Source organism: Gemmatimonadota bacterium, from assembly GCA_041390125.1.
Classification (GTDB): Bacteria; Gemmatimonadota; Gemmatimonadetes; order Longimicrobiales; family Gaopeijiaceae; genus JAGQIF01.
Map to the genome: position 1 here is coordinate 222,161 of JAWKQN010000003.1, position 18,035 is coordinate 240,195.

Sequence of the window (18,035 nt, forward strand, 5' to 3'; positions counted from 1 at the left end):
ACGATGAGACGGATCTTCGTGATGGGGCTGGCGCTCTGCGGCATGCTGCTCCCGCAGCGCGCGGACGCCCAGCTCACGGGCGTGATCAACCGCCTGTTCGACTACGGCGACTGTGGTGTGGCCCTCTGCCTGTCCACGGACGCCAGCCCGGGCCACGGCAACCACTTCATCCCGGCGCTGCAGGCCAACGCCAGCAACGTGTTCGACTTCATCGGCGGCTCGATCGCGAACAGCGTGGCCAGCTTTCCCATCGCCTCGGCGACCAGCGGCGTGACGTTCGAGTTCGACGCGGCCGGGTTGCCCGTGGAGCGTCGCATCTCCGCCGGGCCGGTGTTCGCCGAACGGGCCCAGACGTTGGGGCGCGGACGGTTGCACGTGGGTGCCAATGTGAGCGGGCTGAGCTTCCGCTCCGTGCGCGGCGTCGACATGAGCGACCTCGAGTTCACCTTCACGCACACGCCCGGGGCGGACGACGTCGTGGGGGACATCCAGTTCGAGAACGATCTGATCGTCGTGCAGGCGGAACTGGAGCTCGACCTGTACGCCGCCAACTTCTTCGCCAGCTACGGCGTGACGGACAACATCGACGTGTCCGTGTCCGTGCCGTTCCTGCACGCCAGCCTGTGGGGCCAGACCTTCGCGCAGGTCCAGGTCTTCGGGAATCCGGCGCAGCCCGCGCACAACTTCGGCACCACCGATCCGCGGCTGGACGCGACGTCCGAAGCCTCCGGGTCGGCCAGCGGCATCGGCGACGTGGCTGCGCGGGTGAAGATGAACGTCTTCCGTGACCAGTTGCGCGGCGCGGCCGTGCTCGCCGAGGTCCGCCTGCCGACCGGGAGCGAGGAGGACTTCCTCGGCGCGGGCGAGACGCAGATCCGTCTGATGGGAATCGCGTCGGCCCGCTACGGCAACTTCACCCCGCACGTCAACGCGGGCTTCTGGATGTGGCCCGGGAGCGAACAGGGCAACTCGGTGCTCGCCACGGTCGGCTTCGACCAGCTCGTGACGCCGTCGGTGACCTTCTCCGGCGACATCATCTCACGCATCCAGGTCGGGGACGGGCTGAGCGTTCCGGCGCCCGTCGAGGTGGTGGGCCGTGGCTTCGTGAACCCGACCAACATCCCGGCCATGAAGGACCACCAGGTCGACGCCGCCGTTGGACTGAAGTTCGCGCCGCTGCCCTTCCTGAACCTCGCGGCCAACGTGCTCGTGCCGCTGAACCAGGGCGGCATGCGGCCCTCCGCGGCCTGGACGCTCGGCCTCGAGTACCACCGCTAGCCTCACCGGAGCCCTCGTCATGCGCCTACGCCACTGGATCGCAGCCGGCCTGCTGGGCCTCGGGATCGTCGCGTGTGACGGCGGCACCGAGCCCGACCCGGAGCTGAGGATCACCCCGAGCCCGGCGGAGGTCGGGGAAGGGGAGACGCTGCTGCTGCAGGCACAGGGCGCCACGTCGCAGGTGACGTGGTCGTCCGCCGATCCGGACATCGCCCGCATCTCCAACACGGGCGTGGTCACCGGCGTGCGGGTGGGCTCCACGACGGTGAGGGCGTCGGCCGGGCGCCAGCAGGCCCAGACCCCGGTCACCGTGACCCTGCCTCCGCTCCTGGGATTCAGCGTCCCCGCGGTCTACTTCACCGTGGAGCAGGGAAGCGCGGCGCCGGGCCCGCAGACGGTGCGCATCGAGAACCAGGGTCTGCAACCGCTCACCGGCCTCACGGCCGGCGCGCCCGTCTACGGCGGGTCCGCGAGCGGCTGGATCACGCGTGCCGAGCTGTCCGGCACGACCGCGCCCACGGTCCTCAACGTCGCCGTGGATCCCGCGGGTCTGGCTCCCGGGACGTATCAGGCGAGCGTGCCCGTCTCCGGCTCGGCCGTCAACGCGCCGCAGTCGCTCGTCGTGGTGCTCGACGTCGTGGACAACCCCGTGCTCGCCGCGACCCCCGCGCGGGTCGACCTGTTCGCGCCCGCGAACCAGATCCCCGCGCCCGTGAGCGTCGACATCACCACGTCGACGCCGGGCAACGTCGGCGACCTGACGCTGGGCGTGTCCTACTCGGGCTCGGAGCAGATCTGGATGGATGTCCGCCTGGTGGGCACCCGCACCCCGGCCACGCTCGAGATGGAGGTGACGCGGGCGCTGCCCCAGGGCACGCACCGGGCGTCGATCACCGTGGCGTCGCGCTTCCCGGGCGCACGCGCGGTCACCGTCCCGGTCGCGCTCGAGGTGGGACCCGGGCCTTCGATCGGGCTGTCCGCGAGCGCGGTCTCCATGTCCGCCGTCGTCGGGACCCCGACCATCGCCACCCGCACCGTGTCCGTCACCAACGCGGGCGCGCAGACACTGGACGGGCTGGTGGCCGCCATCGACTACGGAACCGGACCGTCGGGCTGGCTCCAGGCCGTGATGGGGAACACCGCGCCCACCACGCTCGCGCTCGCCGCCACACCGGGCACGCTGGCCGTGGGCACCTATACCGCCACGGTGCAGGTCTCCTCGCCGGTGGCGGCCAACTCCCCGCGCTCGGTGGCCGTCACCTTCGCGGTCACTCCGGTCAACCCACCCGTGGTGCAGCTCAGCACCAGCGCGGTGTCGTTCGCGGCCCCCGCGGGCGGGTCGCCCTCCGCGCAGGCCGTGTCCATCACGAACGGGGGCGGCGGCACGTTGGACGGCCTGTCCGCACAGGTGGCCTACCAGAACGGATCGGGCTGGCTGTCCGCATCGCTGGGGAGCACCACCGCACCCGCCGTCCTCACCTTGAACGCCAGCACGGGCGGGCTGTCCGTCGGCGTCTGGCGCGCCACCGTCACCGTGGCCTCCACCTCACCGGGCGCGCAGGCGCGCACGGTGTCGGTGACCCTCACGGTGGTGCCGTCCTTCGCGACCGACATCTATCCACGGCTCAACGCGCAGTGCACGGGCTGCCACTACAACGGGGGCACCCTTCCGAACTTCGGAGCCGGCGCCGCCACGGCGCGCACGCAGCTGCTCACCATGTCCAGCTTCGGCGCCGCGTGGGTGGTCTCGGGCGATCCCAACGCAGGGCGCCTGGTCTGCCGCATCAAGGGGACGTGCACCTCGGGCTCGTCCACCGACATGACCATGCCCGCGCTGGACGTGGAGCGCATCCAGCAGTGGATCGCCGGAGGCACGCCGCCATGAGCGGGCGGGCCTCCCGGCGCCGGACGGGATCAGCGGGGGTCGAGTCGGAGGAGCAACCAGCCCTGCGGCCCACCGCGCAGGAATGCGCGCAGCGGGATGGGCTGCCCGGGCGGAGCGCCGTTGGGATCGGTGTAGCGCAGCGACAGCAGGACGTCGACCTCGGCCCGCTCCCCGTCGGGTCCCATGGCGGGCTCGCCCTCCGTGGTGAGCTGCACGCGCAGGTCGCTGAAGCGGCCGGTCTCGAACTGGCGGAAGAACGGCACCCACTTCTGCTCCTCCGACGCCGGGATGCCGAAGAACGCCGCCCGCAGCCGCTCCACGTCGTGCGATTCCAGCGCCGCGCGGTAGCGCTCCAGGACGGCCTGGATGGCTTCGCGGGGGCTCGCCGCGGCCGCCGTCGCGGGCTGGGGCTCGGGAGCCGCGGCCGCGGGCTCGGTGCGGGTCTCCGGCTCGACCGGTGCCTCCTCGAGCCTACGGAACGTGGGCGTCCAGCGCTCCACGCCGCCCGCCCGGACCGTGTAGGAGGCGGTCGTGGGGAAGTAGCCCGGCGCGGAGATGGCCAGGGTGTACGTGCCGGGGGCGCGTTCGATGCGCCGCCCGCCCACCACCCGTCCGTCGACGGTGATGCGGGCGTCGGGCGGGAGATCGCCCTCGATCACGACGGCACCGGTCGCGGGTGGCTGCGGCCGGGGCGCCGGGGTCTCCGCGACGGTCGGCGCGGGCACCGGGACGGAGTCGGCAGCCGCCGTGTCCACGGTCGCCGGCTGGGCCGCGGGGGCCAGGGTGGGCACGCTGTCGCGCGGGGCCACCGCCACCGGCGGCAGGGGCTCGGCCTCGGCGCCGCCGCGCCCGCCGCCCAGGAGCAACCAGGCTCCCGCACCCACCACACCCACCGCCAGCAGGCCCAGCCACAGGCCCCGGCCGCCGCCGGACGGGGCTGCGAGCGGGGCGGCGCGGGACGGCGCGTCCCAGGGCGTCTCCGGCGGTTGGTAGTCCGTCGGCGGAGCGCCCAGGGTGTCCGATTCGATCCCGGGCTCGGGCTCCGGCTCCGGGTCCAGCTCCACCGCCGCGGGCGCGGGCGGGACCGCGGCCGCGGGACGGTCCTCGCGCCACAGCAGCGCCAGGTGCAGCTCGTCGTCGTCGGCGGGCGTCAGCACGTACGCCAGCACCCCCCGCTCGGCATCCTCCGCGAAGAAGACGGCGCCCTCGGGCTCGGCCGGCAGGCTGCCCAGGAGCGTCAGGCCCTCGGGCAGCGCCGCCCGCACGTCTTCCTCGACGCGGCCGATCGTGAGGCCCAGCGTGGCCGGATCGGTCCCGAAGGTGCCCGCGCCGCAGTCGGGGCAGGGCTGGCCCCAGGCGCGACCGGGATCGCCGCAGGTGGGGCAGAGCACCGGCGCGCCCGGCACCCGGCCGTCCAGGCGATCGGCGACGCTCAGGATCTGCTCGTCGCCCTCGTCCTCCTCCAGGAGGAGCACCGTCAGACGGCCCGACCCGCTCTCCGAGGCCAGGAACGCGGTACGCCGCTCGTCGTGCCCCAGCTCGGCCAGGAGGCGGTAGCGGCCCTCGGTGGCCTGTCGAATGGCTTCGATCAGCGTGTCGTCGATCACGTCCGCGTTCCGTCCGCCCCGTCCCGGGTTCTCCGCCGGCCCGTCGGCCGCGCGCGGCCCCGGGATCCTTCGTCGGTGGCCCAATATGGGCGACCGGCGTCGATCGGGGAAAGCGCGTCGGCGCCCCTGCGCGGGCGCGCCCTTCCATTCCCCCGCACGGGAGATGCCTCCTGATGGACTCCATCCTGTCGGTCCGTACCCGTCCACCTGCGCCGGAGGCGCCGGCTGCGCGGCCGTTGCCGCTTCCCTCGGGGAGGGCCGTGGCCTGCTCGGTCGAAGACGGCCTCGAGCAGGTCTCGCTGCTCGGGCCCACGGGTGAGCTGGAGGTACGGGTCACGTTCACGGAGCGCGGGCCGGTGCTGCACGTGCGCGCCGTGGACCTGGTGCTGGAAGCGCGCGACGAGGTGGCCATCCGCTGCGGTCGCCTGCGGGTGGAGACGGCCGGGGACCTGGAGCAGCACTGCGGAGGCGCGCTGCGGCAGACGGTGGGAGGCGATGCCCATCTGCACGTCGCCGGCGACCTGCGGACCGAGGCCGATGCGGTGGAGACCCACGCGCGTCTGGGCGATGTGCGCCTCAAGGCCAACGACGACGTTCGCCTCAATGGCGAGCGCATCAAGCTCAACACCTGAGCCGACCATGGAGCTCGTGAATCCGACCGGGTGGAACGCGGGGTGGCTGTCGACCACGTTGGACGACGAGCACCTCCTGGGCGCGGTGATCGTCCGGCCCGCGTTCCGTCTGGAGGGCGAGTCGCTCCAGGCCGGGGATGCACCGGTGTGGCCGATCGAGCCCGGGGGGAGCCGCACCGGGCTCGGCACCTTCGGGGCCGACCTGCCGTTCCTGAACGGCGGTGTGGACGTCCTCGTGGTGGGGGACGCCGTGCCCCCGGGCGGCGTCGCGCGCCCCGAGATGGAGGTGCGCCTGGACCTGGGCGGACGCTTCGCGCGGCGGCTGCACGTGCTGGGCGACCGTCACTGGATCCGCGCAGCGGGTACGCTGCAGCCCTCCGCGCCCGCGCCCTTCACCGCGCTGCCGCTGGAGTGGGGGCGCGCCTACGGCGGCCGAGCGGCGCACCCGCTGGGCGAGCAGGTCTTCCCCGCCAATCCGGGCGGCCGCGGCTTCCACCTGGACGAAGCGGAGGCCGAAGGCGGGCCGCTTCCCAACATCGAGGACCCGGAGCGGCGCATCACCCGCTGGGACGACCGTCCCGAGCCGGTGGGCTGGGCACCCTATCCGGCCGACGGCGCGCTGCGCCCGCTGCACGCCGCACGGGTCGAGGGCGAGGGCGCGTCGGCCCGCTACCGCGGCGTGGCGCCCACGTTCTTCAACCAGGCCGCACCGCGGATGATCCTGCCCGCGGCCGAGGCACCGCAGCCGGGCGAGATCGTGGAGGTGATCGGCATGCGCGCCGACGGCCGCTTCCGCTGCGCGCTTCCCGACCTGGCCTTCCACGTGGACGTGGCGCTCGGCGATCGGCGGTACCGCTTTCCGGCCCACCTGGACCAGCTGCTCCTCGCGCCGACGCTCGGCGCGCTCGTGCTCTCCTACCGCGCCGTCTTCCGCTACCGCATGGTGCCGCGCGAACGTCGCAGCGTCACGCTCGTACAGGCGCATGATGCCCCCCGGACCGGAGCCGCCGCATGATCGCCTCCGAGTTGCGCGACGCCCCCCTGCCCGAGCTGCCCCCCGGGTACGAGCTGCTGGAGCCCGCGCCCGAGCGCAAAGGCCAGTGGAGCGGGCCCGACGGGGTGCGCGTGGGCGTGCTGCTCAAGCGCACGTACGAAGACGACGGTCGCGGCGGCCTGACGCTGGCCGACGCCCCGGTCCCGCTCTTCGACGCGCCGTTCCCGTGGAGCGAGTCCGCCTCGGGCGAGGACCCGCCGCCTGCGAGCGACGAGGACACCCTCGCGCTGCGTCCGGGCACCGACGTGGTGGTGCAGGGAAGCGCCTATGCTCCGGGCGGTCGCGCCCGCGAAGGATGGGTGCGCTTCGAGGGCGCGGGCCTCAAGCGCGAGATCCGGGTCTTCGGCGATCGGCGTCTCGAGCGTACGCCCGGCGGCGCCTGGCGCATCGCGGAGCCGGCCGGGTTCACATCCATCCCGCTCCGCTACGACCGCGCGTACGGAGGACACGACGCGCGCGCGTTGGCGCGCCACGGCGACCCCCAGGCCGAGCTGATGGAGCTGATCGATCCCGAGCTCGCGTCGGGGCCGGGCCTGTACCACTACCCGCGCAATCCCGCCGGCACGGGCTACGTCGTCGACGCGGACGACGAAACGCTCGCGGAGCTCCGCCTGCCCAACTTCGAGTTCCCGTTCGATCCGCTCACGGTGGAGCGGCTCGTGGCCGGCCGGGTGGAGCGCTGGATTCGCCGGCCCCTGCCCGCCGCCCTCGACTGGGTGGGCTCGGCCTGGTTCCCCCGCGTCGCCTACCTGGGGATCCGCCGGCCGCACGACCTGGGAGACGCCCCTCCGGCGGAGGTGCTCGGTCGGTGGGCTGCCCCCGACCTCATGCAGATCGAATCCCCGCTCAAGTCGGGGCGTCCGCCCCGTCTGGAGTTCCACCAGGGCGCCTCACCGGGGATGACGCTCGCGCGTCTGCGCCCCGATGCCGCCTTCCGCATCGAGGGCATGAGCGCCGATGGCGGCGTGCACACGGTACGCCTCCCGGGGGAGTGGCCGGAGGTGGAGCTCCGCACGGGTCCCGAGACGCTGAAGGCGGCACCCCATCTCAACTCCGTGTGCATGGACCGTGAGGCCGGAACGCTGATGCTGGTATGGTGCGCCACGGCGCGTGTCGAGCGCCCGCTCTCGCCCGTCGAGATCGCGGGCATGGAGACCATCGTGACCTGGCGATCCGCGGATCGCTGGGGCTGAGGACAGGAGCGGGTCGATGGCGTCGGTGATGAACTGCAATGCACACCTGATCGTGCACCCGTTCGTGGGTCTGTCCTTCCACACCGGCTACGGGCCGCCCTACATGGCACCGGTCCCCTACACGCCGGCCATCTCGTTCAGCGTGCTGATCGGCTCCCGCCTGCAGGCGCTGCCGTCCTGGGACGTCCAGGGCCCGGCCGGGCTGCCGTTGCTCGGCCGCGAGAACGACTCGGGGCTCGTGGTCCCCCATGTGCACATCGGGCCCCAGTTCGACTGGTTCCAGCTCCTGTCCACCCTGTTCGGCGGGTCGGAGGTGTTCATGGGGGCCGGGTCGGTCCAGATCCCCGTGGACGACCTGTTCGCGCGGCTGCCCGGGTTCGCGGGCGACCTCCTGGGGGACGAGGAGACGGCGGTAGGCAGCTGTCTCTTCCCGGGCCCGATCAGCCTGAACGTGGGCTGCTCCGATCCCATCGACCTCCCGTTGGACCTGGTGATCGCGCCCAACACGATCCTCGTCGGCATCTCGCTCGCCGACATCCTGTACGCCATCGTGATGTTCGCCGTGAGCGCGTTCCTCTCGGTGCTCGGCGGCGCGCTGGCGGACGAGGCCGGCGAGCGCATCGCGCGACGGCTGGTCAAGAAGACGGCCGAGGAGGCGGCGCAGGAAGGGCTCTCCAAGGCGGCGAAGCGCCAGGCGCGCGACTGGGGGGCCGATGCCCTGGAGCGTGCGACCCGGAGCGCGCGTCGGGAGATGATCCGCCAGGGGATCGAAGGCGTCTCCGCCGGCGTGGTCAACTTCGTCGAGGACACGATCGCGGATGCGGTCGTGCGCGAGAAGACGCTGAAGCCGGGGGTGGACCGCGTCGCGGGGGAGCCCGCGCCTGCGACGTCCTCGCGCGGCGCGCGGGCGACGTCGACCGAGCCCGCCTCGGCCCGCCGGGCGGCGGGTCCGCGCTCGGCCGCCGACGCGGCGGGCCCGCGCGACGTCGCCGCCTCCGGCGGGGGACCCGGCGATCCCGCCGCCTCCACCGTGGCCGACCGCAGCGGGCTGCCGGGCGCACCTTCGCAGCCGGGCCGACCGACCCTCCCCTCGAGGCCATCCGTCCCGACGAGCGGATCGACGCCCGGGCGCATCGACGCGCTCGGCGGCGACCTGGGCGGCGGAGCGCCGGAGGCGGTCCACGCGCGTTTCGCCGACGCGACCGCGCCCGATGCCGCTGCCCGCCTGCGCGAACGACGCGCTGCGCTCGACGCCTGGGGAGCGGCGCAGCCGCCGGAAGCCATCGTGACGCTCGCGCAGGACACGCTGTCCGGGTTCTTCCCGCGCGAGATGGTGGAGAGCCGGTGGAGCGAGCTCGCGGAGCTGCGCAGCACCATGCTCGCCGACCTCACCGGAGTGGGGGTCGCGCCGAGCGACAACTTCTGGGGAGGCGTCTGGCAGCCCCACTCGGCCGAGTGAGTACGGCCGTGGGGACGCGTGCGGACCTGCGCACGCGCGTGCAGGGGGAGCTGTTCGTCGTGCATCTACTCAAGCGCACCTATGAATGGCGCGAGTACGGCCGGTGTCGGCTGAGCGACGAGCAGGAGCCCCTGCACGAGCGCCAGCCGCTGCACGCCCGCTCGGCCTCGGGCGAGGCGCCCCCACCCGCCGGCGACGTCGACTTCATCGCGCTGCGTCCGGGCGTCGACGTGGTGGTGCAGGGAGCCGCCTACACCGTCAGCGCGCGCCAGACGGAGTCGTCGGTGTCGGTCGAAGGACCGGCATTGCGGCGGACCCTGCGCGTGATCGGGGACCGCGTGGCCGAGATGACGGCGGACGGATGCATCCGCTTCAGCGCGCCCCGCCCGTTCCGCCGCATGCCGGTGCGGTACGATCGCGCGTACGGCGGCCACGACGCCCAGGCGCTGGCGCGCTATGGGGACAGCGCGCGCGAGGTGCTGCGGCCACCCGTCGGCGCGCGTGAGCCGACCACGCGCTTCCACTATCCGCGCAATCCCAGCGGCACCGGGTTCGTGGTGGAGCCGACACGGGCGGCGGTCGACGGCCGCCGTCTGCCCAACCTCGAGTTTCCGGACGATCCGCTCACCCCCGCACGGCTGGCGTGCGGGCACATGGATCGCTGGCCGCTCGCGCCGTTGCCCGCCGGTCTGGATTGGTACGGGCTCTTCTGGTTTCCGCGCTCCGCCTACCTGGGCATGATCCCCCGGCACGCGCCGCTGGACCGGCCGCTGCCCGAGGTGCGTGCCCGCGTGGCGTCCGAGGATCTCCTGGCCATCCGCCCGCCGTGGGCGAGCCGCCTCGATCCGCGCGCGGAGTACGCCCAGGGCGCCTCGCCCGGCATGACGCTCGCCACCCTGCGCGCCGATGCCTCCTTCCGTCTGCGGGGCTTCTTTCCCGATCGCACCGAGTGGGTGGTGCGCCTGCCCGGCGAGGTGCCGCGGGTGGCCGCCGTGCCCAGCGGGCGGCGTGCGCCGCCGGTGGAGCCGCGCCTCAACTCCGTGGTGTTCCAGCCCGAGCGACGTCGCATGACGCTGACGTGGGCGGCGCTGGTGCCGGCGGACGCGGCACCCGGAGGCGAAGCGCGGGTGGAGTGGGAATCGCTGCACGTGCACTGAACCTCGCGGGGCCGCCCGCCCGGTCGTCGGGGGCACTGGCGTTGACCTTGCATCCGCACCGGGTCCATACTGCCGGTGTCCGGCCTGTCGGCAGGGCCACCCCCCATCGCTCCCCCGACGCCGATGAGCGCAGCGCACGAGGTCACCCGCCTCTTCACCGCCTGGCGGGAGGGAGACGAAGCCTCCCTGGAGCGGCTGATGCCGCTCCTCTACGACGAGCTCCGCCAGCTCGCCTCCCGCTACATGCGCGGCGAGCGCAGCGATCACACGCTGCAGGCCACGGCGCTCGTCAACGAGGCGTATCTGCGCCTGGTGGGGTCGGATGTCTCGTTCGCCGATCGCTCGCACTTCCTGCGCATCGCCGCGCAGGTCATGCGGCGCATCCTGGTGGATCACGCCAAGGCCAAGAAGGCGCTCAAGCGGGGTGGCAACCAACACCCCGTCACGCTGGACGAGTCGGTGTTGGCCTCGGACGACGCGCCCGAGGTGGTGCTCGAGGTGGACGAGGCCCTCCAGCGCCTGGCCGAGCACGACGAGCGCAAGAGCAAGGTGGTGGAGCTGTTCTATTTCGGGGGGCTCTCCTACGAGGAGAGCGCGGCCGCGCTCGGGATCTCCGAGGCCACCGTGCACCGGGACCTGCGCTTCGCGAAGGCCTGGCTGCACAAGGAGATCGAGGCCCAGCGCCGCGGCGGGTCGGAGACGGCCGGCAGCGCCTGATGCGCAGGCGGGCGCGTGCGCGCCCGCCGACCGTACGACGCAGCGCGCCAGCGGGGACCCCCCGACCGGATCCGCCGATCCGCCCGCGCTGGACGCCCCCTCAGTCCCCGCCCACCAGGCCCAGCAGACCGTCGAGGAGCGGCCGCCCGTTGGCGGCCACGACCGCTCCCGGCCTCAGGTCGAGCGGCCGCCCGTCCGGGCGGACCGCCACGCCGCCGGCCTCCTCCAGGAGGATCAGCCCGGCCGCGATGTCCCACGGGGCCAGGTGGAGCTCCCAGAAGGCATCCAGCCGGCCGGCTGCCACGAAGCACAGGTCGAGCGCCGCCGCGCCCGCGCGGCGGATGCCGGACGTGGCGCGCAGCACGCGGTCGAACTGCACCAGGTAGGGTGGCAACGCCTCCAGACGCTTGAAGGGGAAGCCCGTCCCGATCAGCGCGCCCGCCAGCTCCCCGCAGGTGGAGACCCGCAGCGGCACGGGTGCAGGCGCGCGCGGGCCCTGATACCAGGCCCCACCGCCCTGCCGTGCCCACCAGCGCTCGCCGGTGGCCGCCGCGGTGACGGCGCCCGCCACCACGCGCCCCGCGACGGCCACCGCCACCGAGGACGCGAAGAACGGGTGCCCGTGCAGGAAGTTGGTGGTGCCGTCCAGCGGATCGATCACCCACAGCGGTCCCTCGCCCGGGTCCTGGTCGTGCCCGAGGCCTTCCTCCTCGGCCAGGAGCGCGTGATCGGGATGCCGGGCGCGCACGAGCGCCTCGATCTCGGCCTGGGCTTCCAGGTCGACGGCCGAGACGAAGTCGCTCCGGCCCTTGGTGGTGACGGAGCCCGTCTGCGAGGCGCCGAGGTGGTGCGCGTGCACGCGCGCCGCGGCGTCGGCGGCGTCCCGGGCTGTCGTCAGCCACGCATCGAGGGCGTCCAGCGCTGCCTCCGTGGGTTCCGTGGTGTGGGGGGGCAGTCTAACTTACCCGCCCTCTCCCACCCGTACAGGGAAGCGTGCAGTCGTGAGCAAGAAGCCGGTCGTCCTCAGCGGAGTCCAACCCACGGGCGAGGCCCACCTGGGCAACTACCTGGGGGCGTTCCGCCAGTGGGTGGACATGCAGGACCGCTACGACGCCTTCTACTGCATCGTGGACCTGCACGCCATCATCACCGAGTACGATCCGCGCGACCTGCCCGACCGGGTCTTCGACATGGCGGTCAGCTTGCTCGCGGTGGGGATCGACCCCGAGCGCTCGACGCTGTTCGTGCAGTCGGATGTGCCCGAGCACGTGGAGCTGAGCTGGCTCTTCAACGCGGTGGCGCCCGTGGGGGACCTCGAGCGCATGACGCAGTACAAGGACAAGTCCGCGAAGCTGGAGTCCGTCCCGGCCGGTCTGCTCAACTACCCGGTGCTGCAGGCGGCGGACATCCTGATCTATCGCGCGGACGCCGTGCCGGTGGGCGAGGACCAGCGCCAGCATCTCGAGCTCACGCGCGACATCGCCCGCAAGTGGAACGCGCGCTTCGGGGAGTACTTCCCCGAGCCCGAGGCCATCGTCCCCCAGGTGGGTCGCATCCTGGGCCTGGACGGCGAGGCCAAGATGTCCAAGTCGCTCGGCAACACCGTGGGCATCCTGGCCGAGCCGGACGAGATCTGGGAGCGGGTGCGCACGGCCGTGACGGACCCGCAGCGGGTGCGCAGGACCGACCCCGGCCGACCGGAGGTCTGCAACGTCTACACGCTGCACACGCTGATCACGGATCCGGCCCTGCTGGAGGACATCGCCACGCAATGCCGGGGCGCCACCCGGGGCTGCGTGGACTGCAAGCGCATCCTGGCGGACTCCATCGCCACCACGTTCGCGCCGTTCCGCGAGCGGGCCCGGGAGCTGCGCGCCCGCCCGGAGCGCGTGCAGGAGATCCTGCACGCCGGCGCCGAGCGCGCCCGGTCGGTGGCGCGGGAGACGATGGCGGAGGTCCGGGAGCGGATGGGGCTGGACTGGCGGGTGCGCCAGGCCTGACCGCACGAGGGCGCTCCCGGGCGCAGCCCTTCCGCCACACCCCCGCCGGCTGGTCCGCTTCCTGCTCCCCACGCCGTCCCGGTGGGATCCCCTCCCCCCCAAGGGCCCCGCAAGGCCCGGAACGACGCCGTTTCCGCCGTCCCCCGGGTCGGCGGCGCGAGGTCGCCCGGCACGGAAGGCCCGGCGGAGGGCGTCCCTGCCTACCCCGACCGGCAGAGGCCCATGACCGAGATCTTCAAGGCGGCCATCGAGAAGGGCGCCAGCGACATCCACCTCAAGTCGGGTGACGTGGTCCGCGCGCGGATCCACGGGACCCTCTATCCCCTGACCGAGCAGAAGCTGACGCACGAGCAGGTGCGGCAGATCGCGCTCAAGCTCATCCCCCACGAGCGGGACCGGCAGCGGGTGGACGAGCTGCTGGACTACGACTGCTCCTGGGGCCTGCCGGGGCTGGGTCGCTTCCGCGTCAACATCCTGCGCCAGCGCGGCACGTTCTCGATCATCATGCGTGTGATCCCGATCGAGATCCCGACCTTCGAGGACCTCAAGCTGCCCGGCGTGCTGGAGAAGATCTCGCAGAGCGAGCGCGGCCTGGTGCTGGTGACCGGCGTGACGGGGTCCGGGAAGTCGTCCACGATGGCCGCGATGATCGGCTACATCAACCGCAACCGTCAGCGCCACATCGTGACGCTGGAGAACCCGATCGAGTTCCTGCATCGCGATCAGAGCTCGTCCATCACGCAGCGTGACGTGGGCACGGACACGGACTCCTTCCAGACCGGCTTGCGCGCCGCACTGCGTCAGGACCCCGACGTCATCCTGATCGGCGAGATGCGCGACAAGGAGACCATCGACATCGCGCTCAAGGCGGCCGAGACCGGCCACCTCGTGATCTCCACGGTGCACACCCAGAACGCCTCCCAGACCATCTCGCGTCTGATCGCGGTCTTCGAGCCCACCGAGCAGGAGATGATCCGCATCCGTCTCGCGGAGACGTTGCAGGCCGTCGTCAGCCAGCGACTGCTCCCGCGCTCGGATGGGCAGGGGCGCGTCGTGGCCGCCGAGGTGATGCTGGTCACGGGGACCATCCGCGACTGCGTGCGCGATCCCGATCGGATCGAGGAGATCAGCGAGCTGATCGAGGAAGGGCGCGGTCACTACGGCTCGCAGACGTTCGACCAGCACCTCATGGAGCTGGTGCGCGCGGGGTTCGTCGAGTTCGAGGTGGCCAAGGCGGCCGCGAACAACCCGAACGACTTCGACCTCAAGATGAACCTGTTCGGCGACAGCTCGCCGCAGGATCGCATCTCGGGCGGCCGCGAAGGCGGGATGGCCCAGGAGATGGCGCAGTTCTTCACGTGATCCGGAGCGCCTCCGCGCCCTCGCGGGGCGGAGGCGCGCGGCGCACCCCGAGCAGGGCCTTGCGGGTCGGGAGGGGAGACGAGACGATCCCTGCCGGGATCCGCGCGCACCCACCCTCCAGCCACCATCGGGCAGTCATGGCCACCGCTTCCAGCATCGACCTCTCCGGCGTCTTCATCCCCGCCACCAGCCCCTTCGACCCGGTCTCGGGCGACCTCGACGTGATCGGGCTCCGCAGCAACGTGCGGCGCTGGAGCACGACGGGCGTGCGCGGCATCGTGATCGGGGGCTCGACCGGTGAGGCCATGTTGCTGGACGACGACGAGCGCCTGGCCGCCCTGGATGCGACCGCCGACATCCTGCCCGACGGCATCCTGCTCGTGGCCGGCACGGGCGGCGAGTCGACGCGACGCACCATCCGCCTCACGCGCGAGGCCGCCGAACACGGCGCCGACGCCGTGCTCGTGCAGCCGCCAGCCTTCTACAAGGGCGCGATGACGCCCGAGGCGCTGCAGGTCCACTATGCGGCGGTGGCGGACGCATCGCCGGTGCCGGTGATCGTCTACCAGGTGCCGCTCCGACTCAGCACGCTGGATCTTCCCACCGGCCTGGTCGTGGAGCTGTCGAAGCACCCGAACATCGTGGGCATCAAGGATTCGCGTGGACAGCTCGAGCTGGTCGGGGAGCTCGCCACCCAGACCGCCCGCGGCTTCCAGGTGCTGGTGGGCAGCGGCGCGCACCTGTATGCCTCGCTCGAGGTCGGTGCGGTCGGCGGCATCCTGGGCGTCGCCAACCTGGCGCCGGCGGAGTCGGCGGCCATCTGCACCGCCTTCCAGCGCGGGGACCATGCGGGAGCCGGTCGTCTGCAGAAGGAGGTGGGACCGGTCCACGTGGAGATCGTGGGCGGGCTGGGCGTCGCAGGCGTCAAGGCCGGCCTCGATCTGCTCGGGTACCGCGGAGGCGATCCGCGCCCGCCGCTGCGCCCGCTGCCGGAGCGCGGCCGCGAGACGGTGCACAAGGTGCTGCGCAGCGCGGGTCTGCTCGAGCCGGACCGTGCCGCCCGCGCTTGAACCGGAGCGGATTCGCCGGTAGCTTTTCCCAGAGGATGCCCGAAGCGGGCCCGTCCCCCCGGACGGGCCCGTTTTTCTGTGCCCCGTCGAGGGGCCGGCCGACATCGGCCGGGGCATCCACCGGCGCAACGTCGGCGCCATCGTGATCCGGGAGACCGCGCATCCCGGGTCGCTCACCCTGTATCGATGACCTGCGAGAGGAGTTCGGACGTGTCCGGAGCCCGCCGAGGGCGTTGCACGGTGGTGGTCGGCTGTCAGTGGGGCGACGAAGGGAAGGGCAAGATCGTCGACGTGCTGGCTGCCGACGCGCAGATCGTGGCGCGCTACCAGGGTGGCGCCAATGCCGGGCACACGGTGCACGTCGGCGACGACGAGTTCATCCTGCACCAGATCCCCTCGGGCGTGCTGCACGACGGCAAGCGTTGCCTCCTCGGCAACGGGGTCGTGCTCGACGTGCGCCAGTTCTTCGACGAATACGATGCGCTCGCGGCCCGCGGCATCCGGCTGGACGGTCGCGTGGGCGTGAGCGGCCGCGCCCATGTGCTGCTGCCGTTCCATCGCGCCCTGGACAAGGCACGCGAGGCCGCGGCTGCCGAGAAGATCGGCACCACCGGCCGCGGGATCGGCCCGGCGTACGAGGACAAGGTGGGCCGGCGTGGCCTGCGGGTGGGCGACCTGGCCGACGCCGCCGGTGTGGAGCGCTGGCTGGACGGCGCGCTGACGCGCGCCGAGGCCCAGTTGCGCGAGCTGGGCGAGGACGTCGACACCGTCGCGGCCGAGACGCGTGACGCGTTGGGTCTGGCGGCCCGACTGCACGCCCTCTCGACCGAGGTGGGCGTCGAGATCCTGGAGGGTCTGCGCGCGGGTCGGGACGTCCTGCTCGAGGGCGCGCAGGGCGCGCTGCTCGACCTGGATCAGGGCACCTATCCCTTCGTGACGTCCTCCAACACCACCGCCGCGGGTGCGCCTGTGGGGGTGGGGATCGGCCCCACGGCCGTGGACGATGTGCTGGGCGTCCTCAAGGCCTACACGACCCGCGTCGGCGAGGGCCCGCTGCCCACCGCCATGACGCCCGAGCTGGACGAGCAGGTCCGGCAGTGGGGCGGCGAGTTCGGCGCCACCACGGGCCGCCCGCGTCGCTGCGGATGGTTCGACGCGGTCGTGGCGCGCCACGCCGCCCGCGTGAACGGCCTCACCGGCCTGGCCATCACGAAGCTGGACGTCCTGGACCAGCTGCCGGAGATCCAGATCGCGGTGGGCTACCGGGTGGACGGCGAGGAGACGTCGCACTTCCCCGACGCCGGCTGCGGATACGACGCGATCGAGCCCGTGTACGAGACCGTGCCCGGCTGGAAGGCCTCCACCGCGGACGCACGCAAGCTGGAGGACCTGCCCCGCGCGGCCCGGGCCTATCTGAGCCGCCTCCAGGAGCTGGTCGGGGTCCCGATCTGGATGGTCTCGGTCGGCACCCGGCGCAGCGACATCATCCGCGTCTGATCCACCCGGCGGAGGATTCCGCCCCCCATGGCCGCATCCATCACCTCCTACGCCTGGCTCTCGGTCGGGCTCGCCCTCGCCACCATCGGGCTCAAGACCTGGGCGTGGTGGCTGACGGGCTCGGTCGGCCTGCTGTCGGATGCGGTCGAGTCGGTGGTCAACCTCGTGGCCGCGCTGTTCGCGCTGTTCATGGTGGGTCTGGCGCGCCGCCCCCCGGACGAGGAGCACGCCTACGGCCACGCCAAGGCCGAATACTTCGCCAGCGGGTTCGAGGGCGCGTTGATCCTCTTCGCCGCGGGCTCCATCGTGTGGGCCGCGGTGGGCCGCATGTTGGATCCGGTCGCGCTCGAGCGCTGGGGGCTGGGTGTGGCGGTCGGGGCGGTCGCGACCGGTCTGAACGTGGCCGGTGGCTGGATCCTGATGCGGGCCGCCCGCCGCTTCCGCTCCATCGCGCTGGAGGCGGACGCCGAGCACCTCTATTCGGACGTCTTCACGTCCGTGGCCGTCCTCTCCGGTGTCGTGGCCACCGCGCTGTCGGGGGTCTCGTGGCTGGATCCCGTCGTGGCCCTGGGCGTGGCCCTGAACGTCTTCCGGATCGGATTCAACCTGGTCCGCCGCTCGCTGCTCGGTCTGATCGACACGGCGCTGCCGGCCCAGACCCGCGCTGCCGTCGATGCCGTCCTCGCCCGCTACCGCACCGGCGGCGTCGATTTCCACGCCCTGCGCACCCGGCAATCCGGGTTCCGGGGCTTCGTCTCCATGCACGTCCTGGTGCCCGGCGCCTGGAGCGTACAGCAGGGGCACGACCTGCTGGAGCGGCTGGAGGAGGAGATCCGGGCGGTGGCGCCCGACCTGACGGTCTTCACCCACCTGGAACCGGCCGAGGACCCCGCATCCTGGCACGATACCGAGCTGGATCGGAGCGAGGAGGCCCCGGAGCGGAGGCACGGGGCCCCGGATCGCCGGCACGCCGGCGGGGAGTAGGGAGGCCGATCCGGGCTCGTCCTTGAGCCATTCCGGGGCCGGTGGCTATCTTTTCAAGCTTTGCCACCGCCGTCCGACGCGCCTCGGGGCGCGCCCCTGCGGCGGACCTGAGTCTTGGCAGTGGGGCCGGGGAGGCCCGA

The 18,035-nt window shown here is 72.9% G+C and carries 16 protein-coding genes; 13 read left to right on the forward strand and 3 right to left on the reverse strand.

Annotated features, from left to right (window positions below):
* Positions 1-3: 3 nt before the first annotated feature.
* Together R3E98_02455 and R3E98_02460 are read left to right on the forward strand one after the other, a co-directional pair.
* Complete coding sequence (locus tag R3E98_02455; protein MEZ4422248.1) at positions 4-1,278, forward strand: hypothetical protein; 1,275 nt, start codon at positions 4-6, stop codon at positions 1,276-1,278.
* Positions 1,279-1,297: 19 nt separating this feature from the next.
* Positions 1,298-3,163 carry an Ig-like domain-containing protein gene (locus R3E98_02460; protein ID MEZ4422249.1) on the forward strand — a complete coding sequence of 622 codons (1,866 nt, stop codon included), beginning with the start codon at positions 1,298-1,300 and terminating at the stop codon, positions 3,161-3,163.
* A 29-nt stretch (positions 3,164-3,192) separates the two neighbouring features.
* Here the strand turns inward: R3E98_02460 and R3E98_02465 are convergent, their stop codons facing one another.
* Positions 3,193-4,770, reverse strand: coding sequence for a hypothetical protein (locus R3E98_02465; GenBank protein MEZ4422250.1), 1,578 nt, complete (start codon positions 4,768-4,770; stop codon positions 3,193-3,195).
* A 260-nt stretch (positions 4,771-5,030) separates the two neighbouring features.
* On the opposite strand from R3E98_02465, the gene R3E98_02470 reads away from it, so the two are divergent.
* The 6 genes from R3E98_02470 to R3E98_02495 all read left to right on the forward strand — a co-directional run bounded on the left by R3E98_02470 (position 5,031) and on the right by R3E98_02495 (position 10,982).
* Positions 5,031-5,402 (forward strand): hypothetical protein, encoded by a 372-nt coding sequence (locus R3E98_02470; GenBank protein ID MEZ4422251.1) that lies wholly within the window; start codon positions 5,031-5,033, stop codon positions 5,400-5,402.
* Between the two features lie 7 nt (positions 5,403-5,409).
* The gene (locus R3E98_02475) at positions 5,410-6,417 is read left to right on the forward strand and encodes a DUF2169 domain-containing protein (protein ID MEZ4422252.1); all 1,008 of its coding nucleotides are present in this window, start codon (positions 5,410-5,412) and stop codon (positions 6,415-6,417) included.
* Positions 6,414-7,649, forward strand: coding sequence for a DUF2169 domain-containing protein (locus tag R3E98_02480; GenBank protein ID MEZ4422253.1), 1,236 nt, complete (start codon positions 6,414-6,416; stop codon positions 7,647-7,649). The genes R3E98_02475 and R3E98_02480 overlap by 4 nt, the downstream gene beginning before the upstream one ends.
* A 16-nt stretch (positions 7,650-7,665) precedes the next feature.
* Positions 7,666-9,108, forward strand: a complete 1,443-nt coding sequence (locus R3E98_02485; protein ID MEZ4422254.1) for a hypothetical protein — start codon at positions 7,666-7,668, stop codon at positions 9,106-9,108.
* Between the two features lie 8 nt (positions 9,109-9,116).
* The gene (locus tag R3E98_02490; GenBank protein MEZ4422255.1) at positions 9,117-10,265 is read left to right on the forward strand and encodes a DUF2169 domain-containing protein; all 1,149 of its coding nucleotides are present in this window, start codon (positions 9,117-9,119) and stop codon (positions 10,263-10,265) included.
* Positions 10,266-10,388: 123 nt separating this feature from the next.
* Complete coding sequence (locus tag R3E98_02495; protein MEZ4422256.1) at positions 10,389-10,982, forward strand: sigma-70 family RNA polymerase sigma factor; 594 nt, start codon at positions 10,389-10,391, stop codon at positions 10,980-10,982.
* Between the two features lie 100 nt (positions 10,983-11,082).
* Here the strand turns inward: R3E98_02495 and R3E98_02500 are convergent, their stop codons facing one another.
* Complete coding sequence (locus tag R3E98_02500; protein MEZ4422257.1) at positions 11,083-11,937, reverse strand: inositol monophosphatase family protein; 855 nt, start codon at positions 11,935-11,937, stop codon at positions 11,083-11,085.
* 46 nt (positions 11,938-11,983) lie between these two features.
* Between R3E98_02500 and trpS the strand changes: the two genes are divergently transcribed.
* Both trpS and R3E98_02510 read left to right on the forward strand, forming a co-directional pair.
* Positions 11,984-12,982, forward strand: a complete 999-nt coding sequence (trpS, locus tag R3E98_02505; protein ID MEZ4422258.1) for a tryptophan--tRNA ligase — start codon at positions 11,984-11,986, stop codon at positions 12,980-12,982.
* Between the two features lie 222 nt (positions 12,983-13,204).
* Positions 13,205-14,344, forward strand: coding sequence for a PilT/PilU family type 4a pilus ATPase (locus R3E98_02510; GenBank protein ID MEZ4422259.1), 1,140 nt, complete (start codon positions 13,205-13,207; stop codon positions 14,342-14,344).
* Here the strand turns inward: R3E98_02510 and R3E98_02515 are convergent.
* On the reverse strand, positions 14,337-14,483 hold the full coding sequence (locus tag R3E98_02515) for a hypothetical protein (GenBank protein ID MEZ4422260.1): 147 nt from the start codon (positions 14,481-14,483) through the stop codon (positions 14,337-14,339). The two genes, R3E98_02510 and R3E98_02515, sit on opposite strands and share 8 nt — an antisense overlap.
* Between R3E98_02515 and R3E98_02520 the strand changes: the two genes are divergently transcribed.
* From R3E98_02520 to R3E98_02530, 3 genes are all read left to right on the forward strand, one after another.
* Positions 14,482-15,414 (forward strand): dihydrodipicolinate synthase family protein, encoded by a 933-nt coding sequence (locus R3E98_02520; protein MEZ4422261.1) that lies wholly within the window; start codon positions 14,482-14,484, stop codon positions 15,412-15,414. The two genes, R3E98_02515 and R3E98_02520, sit on opposite strands and share 2 nt — an antisense overlap.
* A 210-nt stretch (positions 15,415-15,624) precedes the next feature.
* Positions 15,625-16,911: an adenylosuccinate synthase gene (locus tag R3E98_02525; protein ID MEZ4422262.1), complete on the forward strand. Its 1,287-nt coding sequence runs from the start codon at positions 15,625-15,627 to the stop codon at positions 16,909-16,911.
* 27 nt (positions 16,912-16,938) lie between these two features.
* Positions 16,939-17,895 (forward strand): cation diffusion facilitator family transporter, encoded by a 957-nt coding sequence (locus R3E98_02530; GenBank protein MEZ4422263.1) that lies wholly within the window; start codon positions 16,939-16,941, stop codon positions 17,893-17,895.
* The last annotated feature ends 140 nt before the right edge of the window (positions 17,896-18,035 follow it).

What these genes read in the sequence shown, in the direction of transcription:
- R3E98_02475 (MEZ4422252.1), top strand. Translation starts at nt 5,410, where the DNA reads ATGGAGCTCGTGAATCCGACCGGGTGGAACGCGGGGTGGCTGTCGACC.
- R3E98_02510 (MEZ4422259.1), top strand. Translation starts at nt 13,205, where the DNA reads ATGACCGAGATCTTCAAGGCGGCCATCGAGAAGGGCGCCAGCGACATC.
- R3E98_02495 (MEZ4422256.1), top strand. Translation starts at nt 10,389, where the DNA reads ATGAGCGCAGCGCACGAGGTCACCCGCCTCTTCACCGCCTGGCGGGAG.
- R3E98_02480 (MEZ4422253.1), top strand. Translation starts at nt 6,414, where the DNA reads ATGATCGCCTCCGAGTTGCGCGACGCCCCCCTGCCCGAGCTGCCCCCC.
- R3E98_02515 (MEZ4422260.1), bottom strand. Translation starts at nt 14,483, where the DNA reads ATGACTGCCCGATGGTGGCTGGAGGGTGGGTGCGCGCGGATCCCGGCA.
- R3E98_02460 (MEZ4422249.1), top strand. Translation starts at nt 1,298, where the DNA reads ATGCGCCTACGCCACTGGATCGCAGCCGGCCTGCTGGGCCTCGGGATC.
- R3E98_02520 (MEZ4422261.1), top strand. Translation starts at nt 14,482, where the DNA reads ATGGCCACCGCTTCCAGCATCGACCTCTCCGGCGTCTTCATCCCCGCC.
- R3E98_02530 (MEZ4422263.1), top strand. Translation starts at nt 16,939, where the DNA reads ATGGCCGCATCCATCACCTCCTACGCCTGGCTCTCGGTCGGGCTCGCC.
- R3E98_02485 (MEZ4422254.1), top strand. Translation starts at nt 7,666, where the DNA reads ATGGCGTCGGTGATGAACTGCAATGCACACCTGATCGTGCACCCGTTC.
- R3E98_02455 (MEZ4422248.1), top strand. Translation starts at nt 4, where the DNA reads ATGAGACGGATCTTCGTGATGGGGCTGGCGCTCTGCGGCATGCTGCTC.